This window comes from Dyadobacter tibetensis Y620-1 (genome assembly GCF_000566685.1).
Taxonomy (GTDB): domain Bacteria; phylum Bacteroidota; class Bacteroidia; order Cytophagales; family Spirosomataceae; genus Dyadobacter; species Dyadobacter tibetensis.
In genome coordinates this window covers 209,897-232,810 of the sequence record NZ_AZQN01000004.1, presented here as the reverse complement: position 1 = coordinate 232,810, position 22,914 = coordinate 209,897, and the positions used below count along the sequence as shown (strand labels likewise).

The following is a 22,914-nucleotide window of genomic DNA, read 5'->3' as shown; positions in this document are numbered from 1 at the left end:
AGTAGTTATCGAACATCCTGTTCGAATCTGTATCAACTATCGATGAAAATCTGAACATACAATGAGAAAGCACTTACTTCAAATTATTTTCCTGGGAACCCTATTTCTAATAGGGGGTTGTAAAGATTCTTTTCTGGACTTGGCGCCAGTTTCTAATCCAAATGCGGGGAATTTTTACAAGACTAAATCAGATTTTGACCTTGCTGCAACAGCAGCTTATAATACGCTCTATACCGTTTACAATCCACAGGGCCCAGTGTCCTATATTGGCGAGTTGATGAGCGATAACGTAACCATCTATAATATCTCCGGCAACCAAGCCGACAAATGGCAGTTTCGCGACTATAAGTTGGCCTCGTCCAATACCATGATGTACCAGTTCTGGCAGGATTTCTATCGATCGATTTATAATGTCAATATCGTCATTGAGAAGTTAGAAAAGGCGGAGCTGGATTCGGATTTTAAATCAAAATTGAGGGGAGAAATGCTATTCTTACGAGGTTTGTACTATTACCACATGGTGCAGATATGGGGAGAAGTCCCTTTGGTAACGCGAACTTTGACTGCCAGTGAAAGTTTGGAGGTACCACGGTCTTCAATAGCTGACGTACTGACCCAAATTACCAGGGATGTTGCTGAAGCCAAAACCATTTTGCCAGTTACAGCCAGCATCGTCGGCAGGGCGACCAAAGGGGCGGCACAGACCCTGTTAGGAAAAATTTATCTGGTTCAAAACGATAAGACCAATGCGGCAAAGGAGTTCCTAGAGGTATATAATAGTCAAAAATATAGTCTTTTACCCAATTATATTTCCTTATGGGATCCTAAAGTTAAAAATACCGCTGAGTCTATATTTGAAATTCAACGTCTTGGAGGCTCTGCTACGGCTCCATTTAGCCTATATTATAATGAATTCTTCCCCAATTCCAATGCCCTAGGTTTCTATGGATCTGGAATGAACCAGGTGGTCGAAGATCTTTGGAAGGAATATGAAGCTGGCGATATGCGCCGCCTAGCTTCTATTGACACGGGTTTTGTGGATGCCAAGGGTAGCTTCACTGCGGCTAAATTTCCTAAAAAATGGGTTGATAAAACAGCCCCCATCGTTGGGCAGAGTGCAGCAGCAAATAATAATTTCATGGTTTTTCGCTATGCCGATTTATTGCTCCTGCTCACCGAAGCTACTGGTGACGTACAGTATCTGAATCAGGTTCGTAAACGAGCCGGCTTGCCCCTTTATGGCGATCAGGGGTATCCGGCGCAGTATTCAACCGTAGCATTGGCCACCGAGCACGAAAGACGGGTCGAGTTGGCTTTCGAGTTTCATCGTTGGTTTGACCTTAAGCGTACAGGAAGGGCCATTTCTGTGTTAAAACCAAAAGGGAAGGACATCACCAATGAAAAATTAATGCTGCCAATTCCCGGCATTGTAAGGGATCAGAACCCCTTGATTACCCAAAATAAAGGATACTAATTAAAATTAGATTAGGGAGTATCCTTCTATTTTGATCAGAAGGATGCCCTTATTTTTTATAGAGATATGCTAAAGGAGAGTAGAATTATTCTGGGATTTTATTGCTTACTACTGACCTGCCTTAACCTTAGCAGCGGCTATGGGCAGGACACTGTTCGTTATAAGGGAACGACAATGGTCAATGTAGATTATCATGACGGGCGCTTACGGCCGGCCGTCGGTGTACACTCCTTTCAGACCTTCAGGGCTAACAGGGAACACCAGGGGCGGGATTCGACGCTGACCTGGACCTACAACCACGCACCCATGATGGCGTATTGGAACCATCGATTCTATATAAATTATCTTAGTAACCCCATCGGAGAACATATTCCGCCGGGGCAGAGCATGCTTCAAACATCTACCGATGGTAAGCAGTGGTCATCACCTGTTGTGGTATTTCCACCTTATAAAATACCCGATGGTGCCAGAAAAGTAGGGCATCCCGGAGTAGCAAGGGATTTGACAGCTGTGATGCATCAACGTATGGCTTTTTTTGTTTCTGGAAATGGCAAACTTCTGGCGCTGGGATATTATGGGATGGTCCTGGATTCTCGCGACGATCCTAACGATGGAAAGGGGGTGGGCCGGGTGATCAGGGAGATACACCGTGATGGCAGTTTTGGGCCCATTTATTTTATCCGTCCCAATAAATCCTGGAAATACCCATTGACATATCCTTTATTTAGCGATTCAGGGGATAAAGACTTCATTAAGGCGTGTCAGGAACTTCTCTCTAACCGTCCCATGGTGCAGCAGTGGGTAGAGGAGGCGGATCGCGACGATCCTCTGATTGCCCTACAAAAGCAATACAAGGCATTTAGTTATTACCATTTGAACGATGGTAGAATGGTTGGGCTGTGGAAGAGTGCTTTAACCAGTACGAGTTCTGATGGCGGCAACACCTGGGAATTTAACCCTACCCGTGCTCCCGGTTTCGTCAATAGCAATGCCAAGATATGGGGGCAGAAAACGGCCGATGGAAGGTATGTTACCGTGTATAATCCCTCCGAGTTTCGCTGGCCCTTAGCATTATCTGTGAGCGATAATGGGTTGGAATATAAAAATTTGTTGCTTGTAAACGGTGAAATTTCTGGCATGCGCTATGGAGGAAATTATAAATCCTACGGGCCTCAATACGTACGTGGTATAGTGGAAGGAAATGGGATTCCCCCCGATGGAAAGCTTTGGGTCACCTATAGCATGAACAAGGAAGATATCTGGGTGTCGTCCATACCGGTTCCGATTACCGCAGATGCTTCACAACATGCAGAAGATTTTTTTACCAGGGAAGATGGAGAAACGTTATTGTCGCGATGGAATATCTACAGCCCCTTATGGGCATCGGTTGGGATAAGGACCAACCCGCGGAATGTGAGTTTTTTGAATCTACTGGATTCAGACCCCTTCGATTACGCACGTGCCGAAAGAATTATCCCACCTACTCGAAAACTGGAAGCCGAATGGTCGGTCACTCCAGCTCAGTCCACATTTGGGCATCTGGACATGGAAATCCTGGATGCCGTTGGAACTGTAGCCCTGCGTTTGACGCTGGATTCTACAGGTAAATTGCAGACTAAGGCGGGGTATCGACAGAAGGAATTAACAGAGTACCAGGCTGAGCAATCCTATAAGATCAAAGTAAAGCTGGATGTACAAACCAGGATTTACAGTCTGGAGATCAATGGGAGAAACCTTGGGAATCACGTTCTCTTTGCTCCGGTTTCCTCGATTTCTCGTGTTGTATTCAGAACAGGTCCGACCAGGCGTTTCCCTAATGCTGATACGCCTACAGATCAGGACTACGACCTGCCTGATGCCGGGGGCCGATCCAGAGAAGCCGGTTTTGGAATCGATTACCTGATTACCAGGACTTATTAAATGATTTAGTTTTTAAGATTGAAAGTAAAGACAAAGAATGAAAAATAATTGGAAGTATCGGATCCTGGTCTTATTGGCTTTGATGTCTGGGCGATCCCTTCACGCGCAGCAAAATGCCTTAGTAAATACCTCCCAGAGTAAGTTTGCTAAGCTACATGGGGTAGACCTGCAGGCGGTTCAATGGACTCAGGGCTTCTGGGCCGACCGGTTTCAGATTTGTAAGGACAATATGATGCCTACACTCTGGGAAGTTTATACCAATCCCGAAATCAGCCATGCATACCGTAACTTTGAGATTGCCGCGGGTGTTCAGGAAGGGAAATTCAAAGGCCCCTCCTTTCATGATGGGGATTTTTACAAGACCTTCGAAGCCGTAGCTAGCATGTATGCGGCTACTAAAGATCCTAAATTGGACAAGCTTATGGATCAGGCCATAGCCGTTATGGCCAAGGCTCAAAGGGCCGATGGTTATCTATACACCAAAGAAATTATCTTGCAAAAGCAGACCGGTGAAGCAAGACTATTTGATAACCGATTAAGCTTTGAAGCGTATAACTTCGGACATCTGATGACGGCCGCCTGCATTCATTATCGGGCGACTGGTAAAAGGACCATGCTCAATATAGCGATCAAAGCTGCCGATTTTTTGATAGGTTTTTATAATGCTGCTACACCGGAACAATCCAGAAACGCGATCTGTCCGGCCCATTACATGGGCTTGTCGGAACTTTATCGGACCACTGGAGAGGATAAATATCTGAAGCTCGTTGAACATCTCGTCGCCATCAAGGGAGCGTCAGAGGGTACGGACGACAACCAGGATCGTATACCCTTTCTACAGCAGACTAAAGTAATGGGCCATGCTGTTCGTGCCAATTACCTGTATGCAGGCGTTGCAGATGTATATGCTGAAACGGGCGATAAGGCGCTTTGGGAACAGCTAGAAAGGATGTGGGACGATCTCACCATGCATAAAATGTATGTTACTGGTGGATGTGGAGCATTGTATGATGGTGTGTCGCCCGACGGTACGTCCTATAAGCCCGATGAGGTACAGAAGATACATCAAGCCTACGGAAGAGACTTTCAGCTTCCTAACTTTACGGCGCATAACGAGACCTGTGCCAACATCGGCAATGTGCTCTGGAATTGGCGTATGTTACAGGTGAGCGGTGCCGCCAAATATGCCGATATTATGGAGCTTGCCTTGTATAACAGTGTGCTGTCAGGAATCAATATCCAGGGTGATAAATTTTTATATACGAATCCGCTGGCATACTCAGACGCTCTTCCCTTTGAGCAACGCTGGTCTAAAGATCGACAAGCCTATATTGGAAAGTCCAACTGTTGTCCTCCCAATGCGGTACGGACCATTGCAGAAGTAAGCCAGTATGCTTACAGTTTGTCCGAAGAGGGGGTTTATCTGGTAATGTATGGTGGTAATAATTTAAGTACTACCTTGAAAGGGCAGAAGCTACAACTTTCTCAAATTACGGATTACCCCTGGGATGGGCTGATACGGGTGGTAGTGGAAGCAGCACCGGAAGAAGCTTTTGGTATGCATTTTCGTATCCCCGGCTGGAGCCGGAATGCCCGGCTCAAGGTAAACGGAAAGCATATAGAACAGTCCATAATTTCGGGAGATTTCGTGAAGATAACTCGTCGTTGGAAGTCAGGAGATACTGTGGAGCTGATGCTGCCAATGCCTGTTGAACTCATTGAGTCCAACCCCCTGGTGGAGGAAACCAGGAACCAGGTTGCCGTGAAACGTGGACCCGTGGTGTATTGTCTGGAATCGCTGGATTTGCCTAAGGGAAAAACCATTTTTGATGTTGGTGTAAAGCTCAATAATAACCTGAAAGTCCGTCCGATCCAAATTGAAAATAGCCCAATGATCGCCTTACAAGGAGAGGTCAGCCTGATCAATGACAAGGATTGGAACCAAACCCTTTATAGACCTATGTCGGATACTAAGGAACCAACTCTTACTGTTAAGCTGATTCCTTATTATGCCTGGGGTAACCGGGGCCATACCGATATGACGGTATGGCTTCCCCTGGTTCGTTGAACCGAGTACCAGGTGGTATGTCTTTATTGTCCAACTAACGTAATGATACTTTGAGGGGAGATGGTCATTTGATTAGATGCTTCAATTGGTTGAAGATCCCCTTCGGAAGAAGTCTGATAGCCACGTAGATTATTGAGTTTTTTACCAGCTACCTCTACTGTAACTGCTATGGGAAGCGCTGTAGGGTTTATCATGACTGTTACGATTTCCTGATTGGGATTTTCATATGCTGAAACGAGTAGATCAGGGTTTTGTTCAGATATTTTTACTTCAATACGCTTAGCTCCAGGAAGTATAAAGCGGCTATATTGACCCAGAGCCCATAATATTTTGGAGCTTTCGAAATTGCCGTCGTTTTTATTTTTGTCAATATAAATTAATCCGTCCTTGTAGTTATAGGGCGAAATGGCTAACCACCAGTGCCAGGCTGAGGCCTGAGCATATACCAGGTCGTTATGAATAACTTGAGCGACATATAAGGCCGGTTGGATGCCCAAGTCCCGCTTGTTACCATTTATATCCCCTGAGTTTGAACCCAGAATGCAATATTCAGACATCCAGTATTTTAATCCTGGAATGCTTTGGACGGCTTTTGCCACCTGCTGTCGTTTGTTCCTGGCTAGGTCTGAAGGGGAAGTGGTGAAATAGCTATGTCCCGATATAGTCTGAGAAACATTGGACAGTCCGCCAATATAGTAGGGATTGTTTTGCTGAAAAAATTCAGCTACCTGATAGCCTCTACCTGCAGGCTTGTTGTGATTCCCATACAAAAAATCGATCTGCCCGGCTTCGGCAATATCTATTTTGGTGGGTAGACCTTCCTTTTGTAATGATTTACTCAGCGAACGGGTAATAGCGGCTATTTGGTCATTATAAAATGGCGTGCCTTCCTGATTTCCATTAGACCAGTCCCATTGAGGTTCGTTAACCGGACTTAGATAATCCAGCATTACTCCTGTTTTGTTGTGGATGCCCTTGGTTACCTCTGTAAGATAGTGGGTGAACTGATCTATGGCAGTGAAGGAAAGGTTAGGGATTCCTATTTTGGAGGAATCCTCATCGGCATATCCCTTTTTGTTTTTTGTCATAAAAACCGGGGGGCTGTTGGTAAATCCTAGGAATTGACTAACGCCTCTTTGCTTGGCAGCATTCAAAAACCAAATCTGACCTTTTTGTTTTTCCCAATCGTAGGTACCGTCGGCATTCAGAAAACTCTGTGCCCGGCGCCATTCATCCTTGATACCACTCTTTTCGCCTTGTTCGGCCGTTCCTGCACCGATATTAAAGCGCCATAAGGATAGTCCTATGCCAGCGGGTTGACCATTTTGCAGCGTATCGCGACTAAATAACAAATCGGCGATAGCGTTCTTTTTAATTGCGGGCCACTGGCCCACAAACTGTCCTGACCAGGCGTCGGAAGCTCCGAAATTATCTATGGTTTGAAATTTCTGATTGGTATTCAGGGTTAAACGAATAGGCTTGGGGGTTGCGGTCGAATTTTGGGTATCCCTTTCCTGGGCACATAAAGGTGTAAAGGCAGCCATTGCCACGGAACAGGTCAGCCAGACCGGTAGAATTATAGGTCGTTTCCACGAAATCATCAAAGAATAGGGTTTAAGTAAATATGGATTGTAAAATACGGGTTTAGAAGGGAGAAGACGAAATAGGCGTTTAAGAAAGCTGAAACTTTTTAAGGTATGAAAGTCAGATTCCTTACTTGCAAGTGCAAAATATTCGAGACCTAGTGTGGATGTTAGCCATAATAGAAAAAGGAGCCGAAACTAAATCATTCGAATATACCCGTATCTCTTCCATCCAGACTCTTTCTATTTTTTCTTGACCAGTATTCCTGAACCCCTTCCGGGCCTTGCTTATCGGCCCAGTTTTCTAGTTCTTTTCGTTCAGAGACGAAATCCATAAAGGGGACGGCCATGCCACAGGATGTTTGAACAGTGTCGATTTTCATGTCGAATATCTGTCGGGCGCCGGCGATGGCGGGGAAAAGTCCTATGTACCTCGACCATTCTTCGTTTCTGGGATGAAAGGTTTTGGCTCGGCCATACAGTCTTAATATCAGTGGTTTACCTTCGAAGGCGCAGAACATTATGGTCATACGGTCGTTTTCAAGCAAATGTGCGGCAGTTTCATTACCGCTGCCCGTTAGGTTTAGCCACAGTACCCGACTTGGTGAGATAATCCTAAAGGTGTCCATCCCCTTAGGGGACAAATTGACAGATCCCGTGTTCGAAGCAGTAGCCACAAAAAAAATCTTTTGCGCCTCGATAAATTGGTGAAGATTCTGCGTGATTTCCGGAATAATTTTACCCATAATGTTATGCTGTAATGAATATAAACTTGTTTTACAGTAATGGATTGATTGTATGAACGGGTAAATATAAACACCAACCTTGGGAAATCATCACTCCAGTACCGCATGCACGCCTGAGCTAGAGACGGTTTTTCGACGGACGCTTCCGTTGGGTAGCTGTACTTCGAGCTGATGCGATCGATTATCGGCAAAACTATTCAGGTAAAACCAGGCGACTTGCCCGCCTTTACTTTGAGAATATACAAACCCCCTTCGATCGTAATAGGCATTTACTACTTCGTCCGCATAGTCCTGTTCAGGATCAATCCAGGGGCCATTGTCAATTCTGAATTTCAAATATTGTCTTTTCCCTCCATCAACTTTTGCAAAAGTTTGGGCATATAAATTCAAACCGAAGGCCGAAAAATCCACGCTGGCATTATAACCAGAGTAATAGTCGTTAGTGTTACTATAGTAGGGGAATCCTTCCTGGGGTTCCTTCGACCCATGTGGATACCAGAGTCCTTTAGCCCATTCGAAGGAGAATCTTCTCAGTGTTTGCTTTCCTGCTCCGCCCCATTCTACAAATACTTTTCCATATATCTGCGACAGAAAAGCATAAGCTTGAATCACATTGGGGTCGACAGGAAGTTTATTAAATGTATAAAAGGTGCCCTCCGGGTATTCATATCTGAAGAGATTATTTGGCTTCCATTCATGAAAACCAGCCAAAAATATGCCGGCTTCATATCCCATTCGACGATTCAGAACCATGTCATAAACATCCTGGTATAGGCTTGCCAACTGAGCGTCGGGGGCACCCAGGTATACCGCTGTGGTGATCAGATTGGTGTTGGTGAGGGATCCTCCCTTCAGATATACCTGTAAGCCAGTCTGGGATGCGGGCTCACGGATAATGTCTTTAGCTGCCTGCCGACCTTTGGTAATCAGGTCCCGACCCAGTTGGAAATAATTGTGACAGATGTAATAGGGGATATTCCTGCTGCCAAATTCCGCCTCATACCGTTGGCGAAGTCTTTTATAATACCATCCCCACATGGGTACATCCTGCTGAATCCAGGAAGCATTTTCCAGTGTTTCTCCTATCCAAACCGCATCCAGCGGCTGAACGAGATCTGCCTTGCTGGTAGCGGTAGCTTCGTCAAAAGGTCCATTGGGCCACCACCTTTTGTTGTACCCATTGCTGTAGTCGTCGGCGCCATTGGTAGGCTTCAGCTGAAGGAAATTTTCAAGTCTTTGTACATCAAAATAGGTAAGACCAGCATGTTTGAGACGTTCGACTTCTTTAATATTTTCCCAAGGCAATTGAAAATGAGAGATATGCGTCACACCTTTCGATAAGAGCGTGGATACCGGAGTTTCGCCTCGGTTTACAATAAAAACATGACCCTTGGGGAGTTTGATAGGAGCCATGATATCAGCCCACTGCGTATTTTTTATATCTGGATTATAGGATTCCGGAATGGGGTTGACAAAACCTGGATATTGTCCTGGAAAGATTCCGGTATACAAAGCGGAGGTTACGTTATTACTAAAAGTTTTACCAGCGTCGGTGGAGAAAAAGTAATTTTTGACTTTGTCTGACCATCTATTTACTGATTCCAGCCCCTTTTTGGTTTTCATTTTTAACACACGAATTGGGGCATTCGACTGATATTGGTAACTGGTAAGCGGAGTTTCTTGCTTAATTAAAGCGCCATTGATGATATAACGCCATTCATAGCCCTCGTCCAGGGGAGGACTAGAGACGTCATGAATCATCCAATTGCCAGGTCCCCCACTAAATCGCAGATCAAGATGCTCGGGCATTCCGGTTGTAATCCATCGGGGACCATTGGCCGCCTGAACTCTTAAATTGCTATAGGGAGTAGCCTTATTAACCACAAACTCCTTTTCGGATTTTCCATCGCAACTGGTCCCACTTAAGATGAGTTTATATGTGCCCTCCTCTAAAATGGGGTATTGAATGACAATCATACTGGATTTCGGCTGAAGGTCTGCCGAAGTTTTGAGTTTGCCTGCCCGATCGTATATCTTATAATTGAGGCCGAAAACATTTACGCCATGAAATGTGACATGTGCCCCCGTTGGAGAAACATTTAGAATTTCCATGATTTTTGGCCCAAATTCACAAGGACCATCAGAAGTAATTCCGGGCATCTTTGCCTGCCCTTCGGACTGGCTGGCCCTCCATAACTTTTCAACGTTAGGTACTGAGACTAAGTCGTTGAAGAAGAAATGCACTATAAATAAAAGGACGGAAATTCCGATAATGATACTAAGTTTACGTTTCACAAGGTTGAATAATTCTTTCGGTGCTGGCAAGTGGAGCAACTTTTAAGATTGTTCCACTTGCCAAGTCGGATCATTTTTTACCCCACCGATGTCATGGATTAAGAAAACGAAATGCGGTACTTTACAGTATGAGCCTGAGTCTGATTTTTAAGTCGGTAGTTCTTCCGACTTATCCTGGTAAGTGAGCAGTCGAAGCGCATTGAAGACTACGATAAGGGTAGATCCTTCATGAGCGAGTACTGCAGGACCTATGGAAGCGATGCCCAGTATGGTTAGTGGGATTAAGATACCTACCATTCCCAAGCTGATCCATAAATTTTGCTTTATAATCCGTTTTGCTTCTCTGCTTAAGCCTATGGCGAAAGGAAGGCTGCTCAGCTGATCGCCCATTAAGGCTATATCAGCTGTTTCCAAAGCTACATCGGAGCCGGCAGCACCCATGGCAATTCCCACCGTACTTTTGGCCATCGCGGGAGCATCGTTGACTCCATCACCAATCATGGCTACTTTGTTTTCCCGAGCATCGAGGCGCGCTACGGCATCCACCTTGTCCTCGGGCATTAAATTACCCCATACCTCACTGATCCCTATCGTCCGAGCGACCGTTTCTGCCACCCTTTGATTATCTCCGGTAAGCATAACCATTTTCCGAATTCCCAAAGATCTCAACCGTTTCAACACGTCGGCCGCTTCCGCTCTTGGTGTGTCCATCAGTCCGAGGAGACCTACCCAATGGTCGCCCTTTTGGACGAGCATAGCTGTATGCCCTGTACCTTCAATTTCTGTCATTTGAGCGAGTATTTCCTTAGGAATATTGCCCTCAAAAAGGGCTTGGTTGCCAATTCGTATCTGGTCCTGATCGATACGGGCGGAAACTCCTTTTCCCGTGATCGATTGCAGCCCCTCTGCCTGGGGAACGGGGCTGTCCTTGAGCAAAAGAGTAGCCCCTTTTACGATGGCTGTGGCCAAGGGATGATCGCTGGCCTGTTCTACGGCAACCGCATATTGGAGGAGCTGTATTTCAGTAAAACCATCGAAAGGCAGGGAATGAGTGAGTTTAGGTTTTCCTTCGGTGAGTGTTCCGGTTTTGTCAAAGGCTATAGACTCGATGTTTCCCAGATCCTCCAGTGGGCGTCCACCTTTGATGAGCACTCCCCCTCGGGCTGCGCGCGCAACACCACTTAACACCGCACTGGGAGTGGAAATTGCCAGGGCACAGGGGCTTGCAGCGACCAGAACCGCCATGGCACGGTAGAAGCTGGAGCTAAAAGATTCATCGATTACCAGAAAGGCAAAACAAAGTACCACTACAAGAATCAAAATAGAAGGGACAAAATACTTTTCAAATCGATCAGTAAAACGCTGGGTTGGGGATTTTTGCTTTTCGGCCTCTTTAACAATTCTGATTAACCGGGCAATGGTCGAATCTTGAGCAACCTTTAATACCCTAGCCTCCAGGGCTGAGGGACCGTTGATGCTTCCGGCAAAAATCCGGTTTTCAGAAAGGTATTTTTCAGGTTGTTGTAAGAAATCGTCGTTCGCTTGATAGGCCACTTTCTCAAGAGGAATACTTTCTCCTGTGATGGGTGACTGGTCTACAGGACCAGAGCCTTTTATTACCAAGGCATCGGCTGGTATTTTGCTGTTGGGTTTAATCAGAATAGTATCTCCCTTTTCCAATTCGTTAACCGGAATCTCCTGCCGCTTTTGATTTTTTAGGAGCACTGCCGTTGGCGGGGCCAGGTCGGCCAGGCTGCTGATGGAGTTACGGGCCCGACCCATCGCATAATGTTCCAGAGAATGGCCAAGACTAAACAAAAAAAGCAAAAGTGCTCCTTCGGCCCATTCTCCTAAGATTCCTGCGCCCACGGCAGCCACCAACATTAAGAAATCTATTTCAAATCGTCCTTTGCTAATGGTTTCGATGGCCTCTTTTGTTGTAAAAAAACCTCCAAAAAAATAAGCCATCAGGTAAAGACTAAGATTTATCCAAGCTGGAAAGTTTTCTACGAAGTTCAGCAAATAACCTAAGGCCAAGAGTGCTCCGCAGGTAACTGAGAAGACCAGTTCCGTATAGGGGCCGAAAATGCCCTGGTGGTTGTGGGCATCGTTATGTTGATGAGTATCCTCATCTTTTTGATGTATAGTTGTCATTTTGTGTAGATTTATCTAAGCCCTTCCCCTTCCTTCGCCGGAAAGGGGAAGGCCTTAGGCTATTAAATAAGCTTTAAATGGTCGCTTAGTGATGATGCCCTGATTCCGTGTTTTTCATCATCGACAATAAGGTGTATGCCCCGGTCGTAACGACCTTTCTGGTGCTTACATTCGAATCGGCCGGAAGATCTATGGCCGTAAATCCATCTGCAGATGTACCCTTTTGTACCTCTATCATTTCAAAGGAGGTACCGTGAGACTCTTTTACACCATCATGGGTGTTGGCTGAGCTGTCGGTCTCTGCAAAAATATAGAACTTCCCTTCGAAGTTGACGATGGCAGGATCGGGTAACGCCCAACTTTTTTGTCCTTCTAATTCTATGCTCGCTTTTACGAAGTTTTGAGGCAGCAATCCTTTTAGCTCCGTGTCAAGATGACAATGGACCCTAACGGTACGGTCCTCATCAATCATTTGATTGATCAGATAGACCTTGGCCAGGTATTCTGTTTCTGGTTGATTGCTTAAAGTAAACCGGACTTTCTGACCTGGTTTTATTTTATTGATATCCCTTTCAAAAACAGAAAGTTCAATATGAAGATGGTCGGTATCAACGATCTCGAAAATTACATCCGTTGGTGCTACATACATGCCTATATTTACATTAACCGTAGTGACTGTACCGCTGATCGGTGACCTGACGACTGCGTTGTTCACGATACTTCCCTTCTGAACAGTACTGAGTGATAAACCAGCAGTGGTGATCCGTTCGGCTAATCCCGCCTTACGGGCCAGCAGGGTCTTTACCGTAGTCTGCGCCTGCTGGTAGGTTTTTAAAGCATTCACCTGTTCGGCGCTAAGTGCTTTTTGCCTTTCCAAATCCATTTGCGCATATTCCAACTGGCTGGAGACCTCCAGGTATTCTTGCTGAATAGGGATGAATTCTGGATTCTCTATGACGGCTAACACTTGGCCTTTTCGTACTTTCATGCCTTCCAATAGGTCCGTTTTTCGAATGAATCCGCCCATAGGTGCGCTAATACTGACGCGATTTTGAGGAGGTATGTCAATGGCACCATTGGCATTTACGACATTGCTAAGGTTTTTTTGTTGTAAATTACTTGTGACAATTTTTGCCGTCAGAAGATCCGCCTCGCTAACCTCGATGCGGTTGTTCTCCAGATCGTCATGCTGGTCCGTTTCCTGGCTTTCCTTATTATCTTCTTGTGGAGACGAGCAGGAAAATCCTGCCGATACCAATAGGAATATGATTATTAAATTTTTCATTGGATGGATATTTTATACTATAAATAAATAGGTATCAATTGCCTGACTTAGTTCTGATCTAGAAGATATTCCAGCTCTATCACGGCCATATTAAAACGGTTAATCTCATCCAGATAAGAAGCCTGAATCTGAATAGACTGCCTTATGGCTTGAGAATATTCTAAATAACCCGCTTCTCCTTTTTCATAAGTAACCATTGCCTGGTCGAATAAATCCTGAGCTGCAACAAGAGTTTTTGTCTCGTACAGTTCCAATTTTTTGGAGGCAGTCTGCATGGTAAACAGGGCTTGATCCAGTTGCTGACTTAAGCTAATCCATTCCTGATTGGAGCGGTTCTGAGCCATTTTCTCTTGTATCACTCCTGCTTGTACTCTTGCCTTGGTAGCTCCATTAAATAATGGAATGGCGAGTCCAACCTGGAAGGAATGGAAACGCTTATTAGCCCCGAAATACATGTCTATATTATTCTTTAGGTGGTTCCCAATCAAAGATTGATTGGTATAGCCCAAAACGAGGTCTGGCAATAAGTTGGCTTTCTCTAACTGGGTATTCGACTGCTCAATTTTCTCCAATTGTTGTAAATAGAGTAGGGTGGGATGCTGCTTGAGCAGGGAGCTGTCCACAGCTGCCTGGATCGAAGGCATGCGTACAAGGGTGTCAGGTTCTGCAGCTAAGGGCTGCTCGCCATTCACGAGGGTCTGTAGTTGCCGTTGCAGACTAAAACGCTCGTTCTCATTCTGCAGGATTAGGGCCTCAATACTTCCCAGCTCACTTTGAGCGAGTGAAAGTCCCAATTTATTAGCTTCACCGGTTCTAAGGCGTAGATCAGCGGCAGAGGCAAAACGGGCCGTGTTGTCCCTGAGCAAAAGGAGGAGTGTGGATCGGTGATTGAGAAGAATCTGCCGAAAATAATTTTCTTTAATACTACGAATTAAATTGGCTTTGCTGATCTCTATTTTTGCATTAGCACCTTTTTCCTCCGCATTTAAGCTCTGTCTGCGCTTTTTTACTTCCCAGGGAGTTGGTAATGTTTGAGAAAAACTAAATTGATTGTCAAATTGCAAGCTGTTGTATTGTCCTCCCGTCCAGTTGAGATTGGTTTTTCCCAGGTCCAGTGCCGTTCCTTTCAAGGCTTGGCGAAGGTTTACCTGATATCGATCCGCAGCGATTTGGAGGTTATTTTCCAGCCCCCTGGCAATTGCTTTTTCCAAAGTTATTTGTTGGCTTATAGGCGGAGCATCCTGCGCTTGTGCAGCATATCCAACCAGTAGAAAGATTCCTAATAAGCCACTTTTAGCACTTTTGGCCAAGGCCATGAGTCGCTCTTCCACCAGTAAATAAAGGGCAGGGAGTACCAGTAAGGTAAGCACCGTGGCCGTTACCAATCCTCCTATCACTACCGTGGCCAATGGGCGCTGCACTTCTGCACCTGCATTGGTAGAAAGTGCCATAGGTAGAAATCCTAATGAGGCGACTAGTGCGGTCATTAAAACAGGTCTTAGCCTGGTGGCTGTGCCCAGTTTTATGACCTCGTGTAGATCCTCAATTCCCTGCTGCCGGAGTCGATTAAATTCGGCAATCAAAACAATACCATTTAGAACCGCAACCCCAAAAAGGGCGATAAAACCGATGCCGGCCGAAATACTAAAGGGCATTCCTCGCAGGATAAGCGCTGCAATTCCTCCTATAGCCGAAAGGGGTATGGCAGTGAATATAAGAAGGCTATGTCGCAACGAATGAAAATTAAAATATAGCAAACCAAAAATTAATAAAAGGGCCATGGGGACGGCTATTTGCAGCCGTTTATTGGCTTCCTGGAGGTTCTGAAACTGTCCCCCGAAAGTGGCATAATAGCCTGTAGGAAGTTGAAGTTGCTGGTCCATTTTGGCCTGCAATTCCTTGACAATGCTTTCGACATCCCTGCCTCTGACATTGAAGGCCACTGTAATTCGTCGTTTGGCGTCCTCTCTTTGGATCTGGTTGACTCCTGTTTTCATGGATATATTGGCTACCTGATTGAGAGGGACCTGCTGACCGCCTGGAGCAGTAATGAAAAGTTCACTAACATTTTCGATGGACTGACGGCTCTCGCTATCCAGGCGCAGTACCAGGTTGTAGCGTCGCTCACCCTCATAAATCATTCCAGCTTGTCCCCCGGCAAAAGCCGCTTGAATGGTGCGGTTGGCTTCCTCTATACTCACCCCAAACTGAGATAGTCGATCCCTGTCAAAATCTACAACGATTTGAGGTAATCCAGTAACGCTTTCTACATAAAGGTCTACGGCACCTTCTACACTATTGACGAGCTGGCCCACTTTTCTGCCCTGTTCGGCGAGCGTTTCCAGATCTTCTCCATAAATTTTTACGGCTACGTCCTGTTTGATTCCCGTCATAAGTTCATTGAAACGCATCTGGATGGGTTGCTGAAATCCAAAGCTTACTCCGGGAATGGCCGTGGTTAGCGTTTCCTGCATTTTTTCGGCCAGTTCTTCCCGACTGGAGGCTTTGGTCCATTCCGACCGATCTTTTAAAATTACCATGAGGTCTCCGGCTTCTATGGGCATAGGGTCTGTTGGAATTTCCGACGCTCCAAGCTTGCCCACTACTTCTACCACTTCGTCGGGATAATATTTAAGCAGAGTTTCTCCGGCCTTGTTGGAGGCCGATATCGATTCAGACAAAGAGCTTCCTGTAAGCACCCTCATTTCTACAGCGAAATCACCCTCGTCGAGTTGAGGGATAAATTCTCCTCCAATTTTGGTGAAAGCCCAAACACTCAGAGCCAAAAGGACCAAGGCTATCGACACCACCAGGTATTTTAATTGTAATGCTGCCTGTAAGGCCGGGCTATAACATCCCTGAAAGAATGCCATAAGGCGATCTGAAACATTGGGTTTATGTTTACCGTTTTTACTCAAAAATAATGCTGATGCCATTGGGACATAGGTAAGCGAAAGGATAAAGGCCCCAAGAATGGCTAGACTTACCGTCTGTGCCATGGGCTTAAACATCTTTCCTTCAATACCTACCAGTGCTAATATGGGGAGATAGACTATTAAAATTATGATTTCACCAAAGGCGGCGGACTTCCGAATGTTGGAGGCTGACTCGTACACTTCCCGGTCCATCTGTCCCTGCGTCAGGCGTTGCTGATGGTTTTTTCCTACAATATGATGTAAGGTAGCCTCGACAATAATGACAGCCCCGTCTACGATTAACCCAAAATCGATGGCCCCTAGGCTCATCAAGTTTCCCGAAATACCCATCATATTCATCATGCTTACGGCGAAGAGCATAGAAAGGGGAATTACGGAGGCTACCACAAGTCCTGCACGTAGGTTACCTAGCATGAGTATAAGGACAAAAATGACAATCAGGGCTCCTTCCACCAAATTGGTAGAGACCGTGCCGATGGCCTTGTTAACGAGCTTGGTACGATCCAGGAAAGGTTCTATTTCTACTCCCTCTGGCAAAGTCTTACGGATCTGGGCGATTCGGTCCTTTACATGCTTAATAACCTTTGCGGCATTGCCGTCTTTGAGCATCAGGACTAAGCCCCCTACCACTTCACCATCACCGTTTCTGGTCATGGCCCCATAACGGACAGCGCTCCCAATTTGCACCTTGGCTACATCGCGGATAAGGACTGGTAATCCTTCGCCTGTGCGCTTTACCATTATTTTTCCAATTTCAGACTCGTTTTTTATGAGCCCCTCCGTCCTGATAAAATATGCGTTGGGCTTTTTGTCAATATAGGCACCTCCCGTATTCTGATTGTTTTTTTCTAATGCTGTAAATATATCGCTGATGGTCACCCCTGTGCTCCGAAGTTTCTGTGGATCTATGGCCACTTCATATTGTTTCAGGTTGCCACCAAAGCTACTTACGTCAGCCACTCCTTCTGTTCCCAGGAGTTGCCGGCGAACGATCCAGTCCTGAATGCTTCGCAACTCTGTTGCTGAGTATTGACTGGCAAAGTCCGGTTTTGCATATAGAAGATATTGATATATTTCTCCAAGACCGGTGGTGACCGGAGCAAGGGTGGGCAGGCCGCTACCCGCTGGGATCAGCTCTTTTGCCTGGCCAAGTCTTTCTGCAACCTGTTGTCGAGCCCAGTATATATCAATGTTATCTCTAAAAACGATGGTGATTACCGAAAGTCCAAAACGGGAAATGGAACGAATCTCTTCCGTGTCAGGAATGGTTGTCATCTCCATTTCTATAGGGAAGGTCACCAATCTTTCCACCTCCTGAGCTGCCAGGGAGGGGCTTGTAGTGATGATCTGGACCTGATTGTTGGTGATGTCCGGTACAGCATCGATGGATAATTGGGTCAGAGAGTAGCCTCCCCAGGCCATTAAGGCCAGGGTCATCAACCCTATGATAAGTTTATTATGAACCGAAAAATAAATAATGCGGTCTAACATATGGTTTGTATTTAATAGGTAATAGATTTCCTGTTCCCCGGAGTGTAAGGGAAAAAGCGACTAGTATAAAAAGGAAATACTATTAAATCTGAGGCGGTTGCCAGATTTTACCTCGGTCGGTACCATAGAAATTTTCGGCGGCCCAGAATTGAGCTTTGTAGTAATATTCTTTTACGGCTATAGTAGGAATAGCTAAGGAATATTGTCCCGAGGTGATGGATGCACAGCAAGTGCATGAGCAGAATACAGAACAATGGTCAGCCCTGTCCTGGTGACTACCAGGCAGATCACTCACCACCGACTCCAGTACAGCAGTATCACTGACCCTGGCCCATGCGTCATTGCAGGGTACTGCCGATAAGGCCAGTGTGTACAGGACCAGTAGATAATGAATCAGTTTGCTCATGGTACAAATTTACCACTTACATACGTGCAACAGGTAGTCAAGAAGAATAAATTATAGAAAAGGGCTCTAAGGAGGACCCGTTATGCCTGAATTTTTCTTTCCTGAAACTTCGGTTGAAGGTAATTCAGAATGACTTCCAAAAGTTTTTCAGGATTATATGGTTTTAAAACAAGATCGTTCATTCCAGCTTTGGCTATTTCGTTAGCCGATCCCACATCGGCAGTAAGGGCTATAATGGGTGTTTTTACTCCTTGCTTACGGAGTATTTCTGTAGCCTGGTAACCGTCCATTACAGGCATATGAAGATCCATCAGGACCAGATGGTGGCGAGACTCATCGAATTGAGTGACTGCCTCCTTACCATTGGTAGAAATATCGAAGGTGGCCCCCCATTTGGTTAAAAACTTTTGTAATACCAGGATATTCATCTTGATATCTTCGACGATCAGAATATGCATATCTGACAAGGGAGCCGTATTCTCAACTGATGTTGTTATATTTTTAATATAGGGTGTGGATAGCTCGAAGGTTTGTATCCAATAGAATTCTGAGCCCTGTCCAAAAACACTGTTAAGCTGTAAATCGACACCCTGCATTTGGAGGATTTGTTTGGTAATAGATAGCCCGAGTCCCGCCCCTTCAAAATTTCGGGTGAAGGTTGAATCGACCTGTGTAAAACGATCGAATATGATAGCCTGTTTTTCCAGAGGAATGCCAATGCCGGTATCCGAAATGCCGATGCGTAATTGAATGTTTTGCTCCGTAATTTCCAAAATATCGATGGTACATTTAATCTGTCCCTGTTTGGTGAATTTGGCAGCATTCCCCAAAAGGTTAGCTAAGATTTGGGCAAATTTCTGACCATCCGTCAGAACCAGAAGGTTGGCCACAGAATCTGTATTTTGTATGAATTCTACATTTGGATTATTCGAAGCGGCTCTAATACCGATCATTACTTTTTTGGCAATACTATGTAAGTTCACCGGCTCATTATGAATGGTGAGTTGCCCGGCTTCCATTCGGTTTAATTCCAGAATATTATTTACGATACCCAGCAAATTATTGGCCGCGAAGAGTAGCACTTCTAAATGTGCCTTTTGATCTTCACGCGGATTCTCACCTTGCATGATATGGGCCATGCCTATAACAGAATTCAGAGGAGTCCTGATTTCATGGCTCATGGTGCTAAGAAATTCGTTCTTCGCTTTTAAGCCCAGAACTGCTTTTTCCTTTGCCTTATTCAGGATATAGGCGAAGCGGAAAGGTAGGACGAGGGACTGGCAGGAAAAAAAGCCCAGATAAGAAAAAAAGATTATGGGCTTAGACAGGTTTACGATTCCATAATATTCCAGTATGAGGAAGCCCCCAAGGATGCTGATACTTATCGAACTTAGCAGTGCGATGGTGGCTCCCACTCGTTTATTATAGGTGGCCTTCCAATAGATATAAAATGCTAGACTTATCGAGGCCAGCAAAATGGCCAGATAGATATCTATAATTTTACTGAAAAACAAAGGGGAGCTAAGGATGGTGATGGCTGCGAAAATAAGGCTAATGGAAGCCAGGGCGGTTAGCAGCTTTTGAGGGGCATCCTTAGGAAACAGAGATTTGGTGTAAAGCATGAACATCGACACCGAAAGAAATAAGGACAGATATTCCAGGTGAATAGACCAGGTCCAATCCATATTGGGCAACACATCGTGCAGAGGGTAGGTAGATGTCCCTACAATCCGATAACTATAGAGCATACAGAACAGTCCAAAAAACAACAGAGGTCTATCTCCATGGCTAAATATATAGAGTCCTAAAAATAGCAACCCCATGATAAAGATTAGTCCCGTTAAGAACCAATCCATAGCACTGTTCAGGGTATGCGCATTTTGTAGGCGTTCCAGACTGCCTATCTGGATGGGGTCTATCATACCTCCCCCCCGGCTATGATGAAAATTGGCAATTTGTAGTGCCAGACGGAGCGTATCTCCCGAGATAGGAAGAATCTTATTGCTATAATGCGGCTGGGTAGTTTCCAGGGTCGTGCCAGGCCGCCCATCTTGACATATAAGAGAGTCTCCCTCGTAAATTTGATAAGAAGAATTAATGTCAGGAAGTCGGAGTGCTAATGGTTTTGTGTGAGGGGGCAGTAGGATGGTAACCCGATAGGTGGCGTAGCCTGCAGCAGGTAGAGACCTATTGTATGATTTCTTGTCGGTCCAGAAACTGGGAAATTGGACCACTTCTCCACGCGTATCACTTATGCCTCCTTTTCTGTACTCCAACCAAAAAAAATCCCAGGACCCATTCAGTGTGGTGTCCTTGTTGTCAAAATCGAAAGCCCTTAAGTCCCGAGTAATTATTGTCTGTTTGTCAGTACCTATTTGGCCGTAAACAGTGGAAATATTCAATACGAGAAGTATGAAGATTCCAAAAATAGTATTGGAAGGAGCAGAAGGAAGTGAGGGTATAAATGACATCAGAGGGTCAAGGCTGAATTTTCATAAAGAGGAATACGGAATCTCAAAAGTAGCCAAGTAGTTATATAATTGGTATTTATTCGTCAATATACATGGGGTTTATGTCAAAATAATTTTTTCTTGGATCGAAGTTAAGTATTTGTTGATCTTTACCAAGTATTTTAATATAAATATTTTTTGATTATATAATATAAAATAACGAAAACAGAGATTTCACTGGAATGCTGTGCAAATTATAAATAGTTTTTTGAAGAACTAAATAATTCAGTCGGGCTTATTTTAAGATGAGTTTTGGATGAAGTTTATTTAAAAACTACCTGCGATTTAAATATTTCAGCTGATTATAAATGGAGTAAATGTATTAAGTGCAATAATTACTGTACATTTAATTGTACAAAATAATAGAAAAAATTCTAGTAGGTTAAAAATAACCGCCTGGCATTCATGCTGGTAATTATAAGGGAAGGTTACAAGCAAATTTTTGGGAAATCCAATATCGATTTGAGGATAACATTATAGTATGTTGCCCAAACCAAAAAGAATAACGAATAGCAAGGTGGATAAAGCCATCTGTTTTAAATAGGGATCCAATAGAGTCGGATCCGTCAGTCGGGAAACTTCTCTGGCATTTTTTAAAAACAGAGGGAAGCTGAGCAAATATAACAAACTGGTGAATCCCTGATAATGATGAGCCGTGTAGAGAAGAGTGGTCCCCATCCCAGTCAAAATAAGAATCCAATGATATTTTATTGCTGCCTCCCGGCCAATGCGAACGGGTATAGAATTTTTTCCGGTAGCCCTATCCGAATCTATGTCTCTGATATTGTTTATATTTAAGACAGCGACGGCAAATAAGCCACAGGTAGTTGCCGGTAGTAAAAGTTCCCAATTCCAGTCTAAGGTATGTAGGTAGCTGCTTCCTATAACGCCTACCCATCCAAAAAAAATCAAGACCGATAAGTCGCCCAAACCTGCATACCCATAGGGACGTTTGCCGGCGGTATAGGTGATAGCCGCCAGAATGCAGGCTATGCCAATACCCAGGAAAACCCAAAATGTATTGGCAGGGGCATCGTGCAAGGCGATGGATAATAGGGTAAGCCCGGAGATCAAGGATAATACAGAGAATACAATAATTGCTCTCAACATGCTTGAAGCCTTAATTTCGCCTGCATGAACGGCACGTTTGGGCCCCTGCCGTAGGGCTGTATCTTTTCCATTTACGGCATCTCCGTAATCGTTAGCAAAATTAGATAAAATCTGAAGTAAGGTAGTGGTAAGGACGCTTAGTACTGCTATGGTCCAGCTAAATGGTCCTGTAGTATAGGCCAGAAAGCATCCCATCAGAATACATGACAGGGCAAGCGGCAAAGTTCGGGGACGCGCCGCTTCAATCCAGGGCTGCATAATCAAAGAAGAGGAAAGTTGGTTTAAAAAAGAGGCAGATCGAAGACCTACCCCTTTCATACTATTATTTTAAAGATTTACGGATTTTAGAAATTCCGGGTCCGTAGGTAATACCTTCGAAGCAAAAAAGTTGGTGAGTTCTCCTTGTTCATTTATTACATATTTGCAAAAATTCCATGATGGAGTTTGGTCATTCCAACCATTCATCGACTTGGTACTTAGCCATTTGTACAGCGGGGCTTGATTTTCACCCACCACTTCTACTTTTTCGAACATAGGAAAAGTTACGCCATAGGTTTTGGAACAAAAAGTGGCAATTTCTTCAGCGCTTCCTGGCTCCTGACCTCCAAAGTTATTAGAAGGGAATCCTAAAACGATAACGTCGTTGCCATATTTTTTGTTAAATGCCTCCCAGTCAGCATACTGTTTGGTGTAACCACATTTGGAGGCTACATTCAAAATAACTACTTTTTTGCCTTTGTATTTGCCGAGATCAACTACCTGACCACCTACCAACGATTTTACCTTAAAATCGTATAGCGTCTGTTGCACGGTACGTGCCTCCACAGGTCTTTGAATGGCCGCAGATTTGTCGGCAAATAATCCGGTGATAAGAGAGGCGATAGTTACGAAAATAGATTGGAGAAATGCCATATATATTGTTTTAGTTGGTTGGTT

13 protein-coding genes are annotated in these 22,914 nt (G+C 44.7%); 3 read left to right on the top strand and 10 right to left on the bottom strand.

The window, feature by feature from the left end:
• Positions 1-61: 61 nt before the first annotated feature.
• From X939_RS0112875 to X939_RS0112865, 3 genes are all read left to right on the top strand, one after another.
• A complete protein-coding gene (locus X939_RS0112875; protein WP_025763692.1) occupies positions 62-1,474 on the top strand; it encodes a RagB/SusD family nutrient uptake outer membrane protein in 1,413 nt (470 codons plus the stop codon).
• Positions 1,475-1,540: 66 nt separating this feature from the next.
• Positions 1,541-3,394: an exo-alpha-sialidase gene (locus X939_RS0112870; protein ID WP_025763691.1), complete on the top strand. Its 1,854-nt coding sequence runs from the start codon at positions 1,541-1,543 to the stop codon at positions 3,392-3,394.
• A 37-nt stretch (positions 3,395-3,431) separates the two neighbouring features.
• On the top strand, positions 3,432-5,462 hold the full coding sequence (locus X939_RS0112865; RefSeq protein ID WP_025763690.1) for an aceric acid hydrolase: 2,031 nt from the start codon (positions 3,432-3,434) through the stop codon (positions 5,460-5,462).
• Positions 5,463-5,485: 23 nt separating this feature from the next.
• Here X939_RS0112865 and X939_RS0112860 read toward each other — a convergent pair whose 3' ends face one another.
• From X939_RS0112860 to X939_RS0112815, 10 genes are all read right to left on the bottom strand, one after another.
• The gene (locus X939_RS0112860) at positions 5,486-7,063 is read right to left on the bottom strand and encodes a glycoside hydrolase (RefSeq protein ID WP_025763689.1); all 1,578 of its coding nucleotides are present in this window, start codon (positions 7,061-7,063) and stop codon (positions 5,486-5,488) included.
• A 185-nt stretch (positions 7,064-7,248) separates the two neighbouring features.
• Positions 7,249-7,791: a pyridoxamine 5'-phosphate oxidase family protein gene (locus X939_RS0112855; protein WP_025763688.1), complete on the bottom strand. Its 543-nt coding sequence runs from the start codon at positions 7,789-7,791 to the stop codon at positions 7,249-7,251.
• A 90-nt stretch (positions 7,792-7,881) separates the two neighbouring features.
• Positions 7,882-10,086, bottom strand: coding sequence for a hypothetical protein (locus X939_RS0112850; RefSeq protein WP_025763687.1), 2,205 nt, complete (start codon positions 10,084-10,086; stop codon positions 7,882-7,884).
• A gap of 147 nt (positions 10,087-10,233) precedes the next feature.
• Complete coding sequence (locus X939_RS0112845; RefSeq protein ID WP_025763686.1) at positions 10,234-12,240, bottom strand: heavy metal translocating P-type ATPase; 2,007 nt, start codon at positions 12,238-12,240, stop codon at positions 10,234-10,236.
• Between the two features lie 85 nt (positions 12,241-12,325).
• On the bottom strand, positions 12,326-13,525 hold the full coding sequence (locus X939_RS0112840; RefSeq protein WP_025763685.1) for an efflux RND transporter periplasmic adaptor subunit: 1,200 nt from the start codon (positions 13,523-13,525) through the stop codon (positions 12,326-12,328).
• Between the two features lie 47 nt (positions 13,526-13,572).
• Positions 13,573-17,952 (bottom strand): CusA/CzcA family heavy metal efflux RND transporter, encoded by a 4,380-nt coding sequence (locus tag X939_RS0112835; protein ID WP_025763684.1) that lies wholly within the window; start codon positions 17,950-17,952, stop codon positions 13,573-13,575.
• Positions 17,953-18,034: 82 nt separating this feature from the next.
• Positions 18,035-18,358 (bottom strand): DUF6660 family protein, encoded by a 324-nt coding sequence (locus X939_RS23085; RefSeq protein WP_025763683.1) that lies wholly within the window; start codon positions 18,356-18,358, stop codon positions 18,035-18,037.
• 80 nt (positions 18,359-18,438) lie between these two features.
• Positions 18,439-20,829: a response regulator gene (locus X939_RS0112825; protein WP_025763682.1), complete on the bottom strand. Its 2,391-nt coding sequence runs from the start codon at positions 20,827-20,829 to the stop codon at positions 18,439-18,441.
• 513 nt (positions 20,830-21,342) lie between these two features.
• The gene (locus tag X939_RS0112820; RefSeq protein WP_025763681.1) at positions 21,343-22,236 is read right to left on the bottom strand and encodes a 1,4-dihydroxy-2-naphthoate polyprenyltransferase; all 894 of its coding nucleotides are present in this window, start codon (positions 22,234-22,236) and stop codon (positions 21,343-21,345) included.
• A gap of 69 nt (positions 22,237-22,305) precedes the next feature.
• Complete coding sequence (locus X939_RS0112815; protein WP_025763680.1) at positions 22,306-22,890, bottom strand: glutathione peroxidase; 585 nt, start codon at positions 22,888-22,890, stop codon at positions 22,306-22,308.
• Between the last annotated feature and the right edge of the window lie 24 nt (positions 22,891-22,914).

What these genes read in the sequence shown, in the direction of transcription:
- X939_RS0112820 (WP_025763681.1), bottom strand. Translation starts at nt 22,236, where the DNA reads ATGCAGCCCTGGATTGAAGCGGCGCGTCCCCGAACTTTGCCGCTTGCC.
- X939_RS23085 (WP_025763683.1), bottom strand. Translation starts at nt 18,358, where the DNA reads ATGAGCAAACTGATTCATTATCTACTGGTCCTGTACACACTGGCCTTA.
- X939_RS0112845 (WP_025763686.1), bottom strand. Translation starts at nt 12,240, where the DNA reads ATGACAACTATACATCAAAAAGATGAGGATACTCATCAACATAACGAT.
- X939_RS0112860 (WP_025763689.1), bottom strand. Translation starts at nt 7,063, where the DNA reads ATGATTTCGTGGAAACGACCTATAATTCTACCGGTCTGGCTGACCTGT.
- X939_RS0112840 (WP_025763685.1), bottom strand. Translation starts at nt 13,525, where the DNA reads ATGAAAAATTTAATAATCATATTCCTATTGGTATCGGCAGGATTTTCC.
- X939_RS0112835 (WP_025763684.1), bottom strand. Translation starts at nt 17,952, where the DNA reads ATGTTAGACCGCATTATTTATTTTTCGGTTCATAATAAACTTATCATA.
- X939_RS0112825 (WP_025763682.1), bottom strand. Translation starts at nt 20,829, where the DNA reads ATGTCATTTATACCCTCACTTCCTTCTGCTCCTTCCAATACTATTTTT.
- X939_RS0112865 (WP_025763690.1), top strand. Translation starts at nt 3,432, where the DNA reads ATGAAAAATAATTGGAAGTATCGGATCCTGGTCTTATTGGCTTTGATG.
- X939_RS0112870 (WP_025763691.1), top strand. Translation starts at nt 1,541, where the DNA reads ATGCTAAAGGAGAGTAGAATTATTCTGGGATTTTATTGCTTACTACTG.
- X939_RS0112875 (WP_025763692.1), top strand. Translation starts at nt 62, where the DNA reads ATGAGAAAGCACTTACTTCAAATTATTTTCCTGGGAACCCTATTTCTA.
- X939_RS0112855 (WP_025763688.1), bottom strand. Translation starts at nt 7,791, where the DNA reads ATGGGTAAAATTATTCCGGAAATCACGCAGAATCTTCACCAATTTATC.
- X939_RS0112815 (WP_025763680.1), bottom strand. Translation starts at nt 22,890, where the DNA reads ATGGCATTTCTCCAATCTATTTTCGTAACTATCGCCTCTCTTATCACC.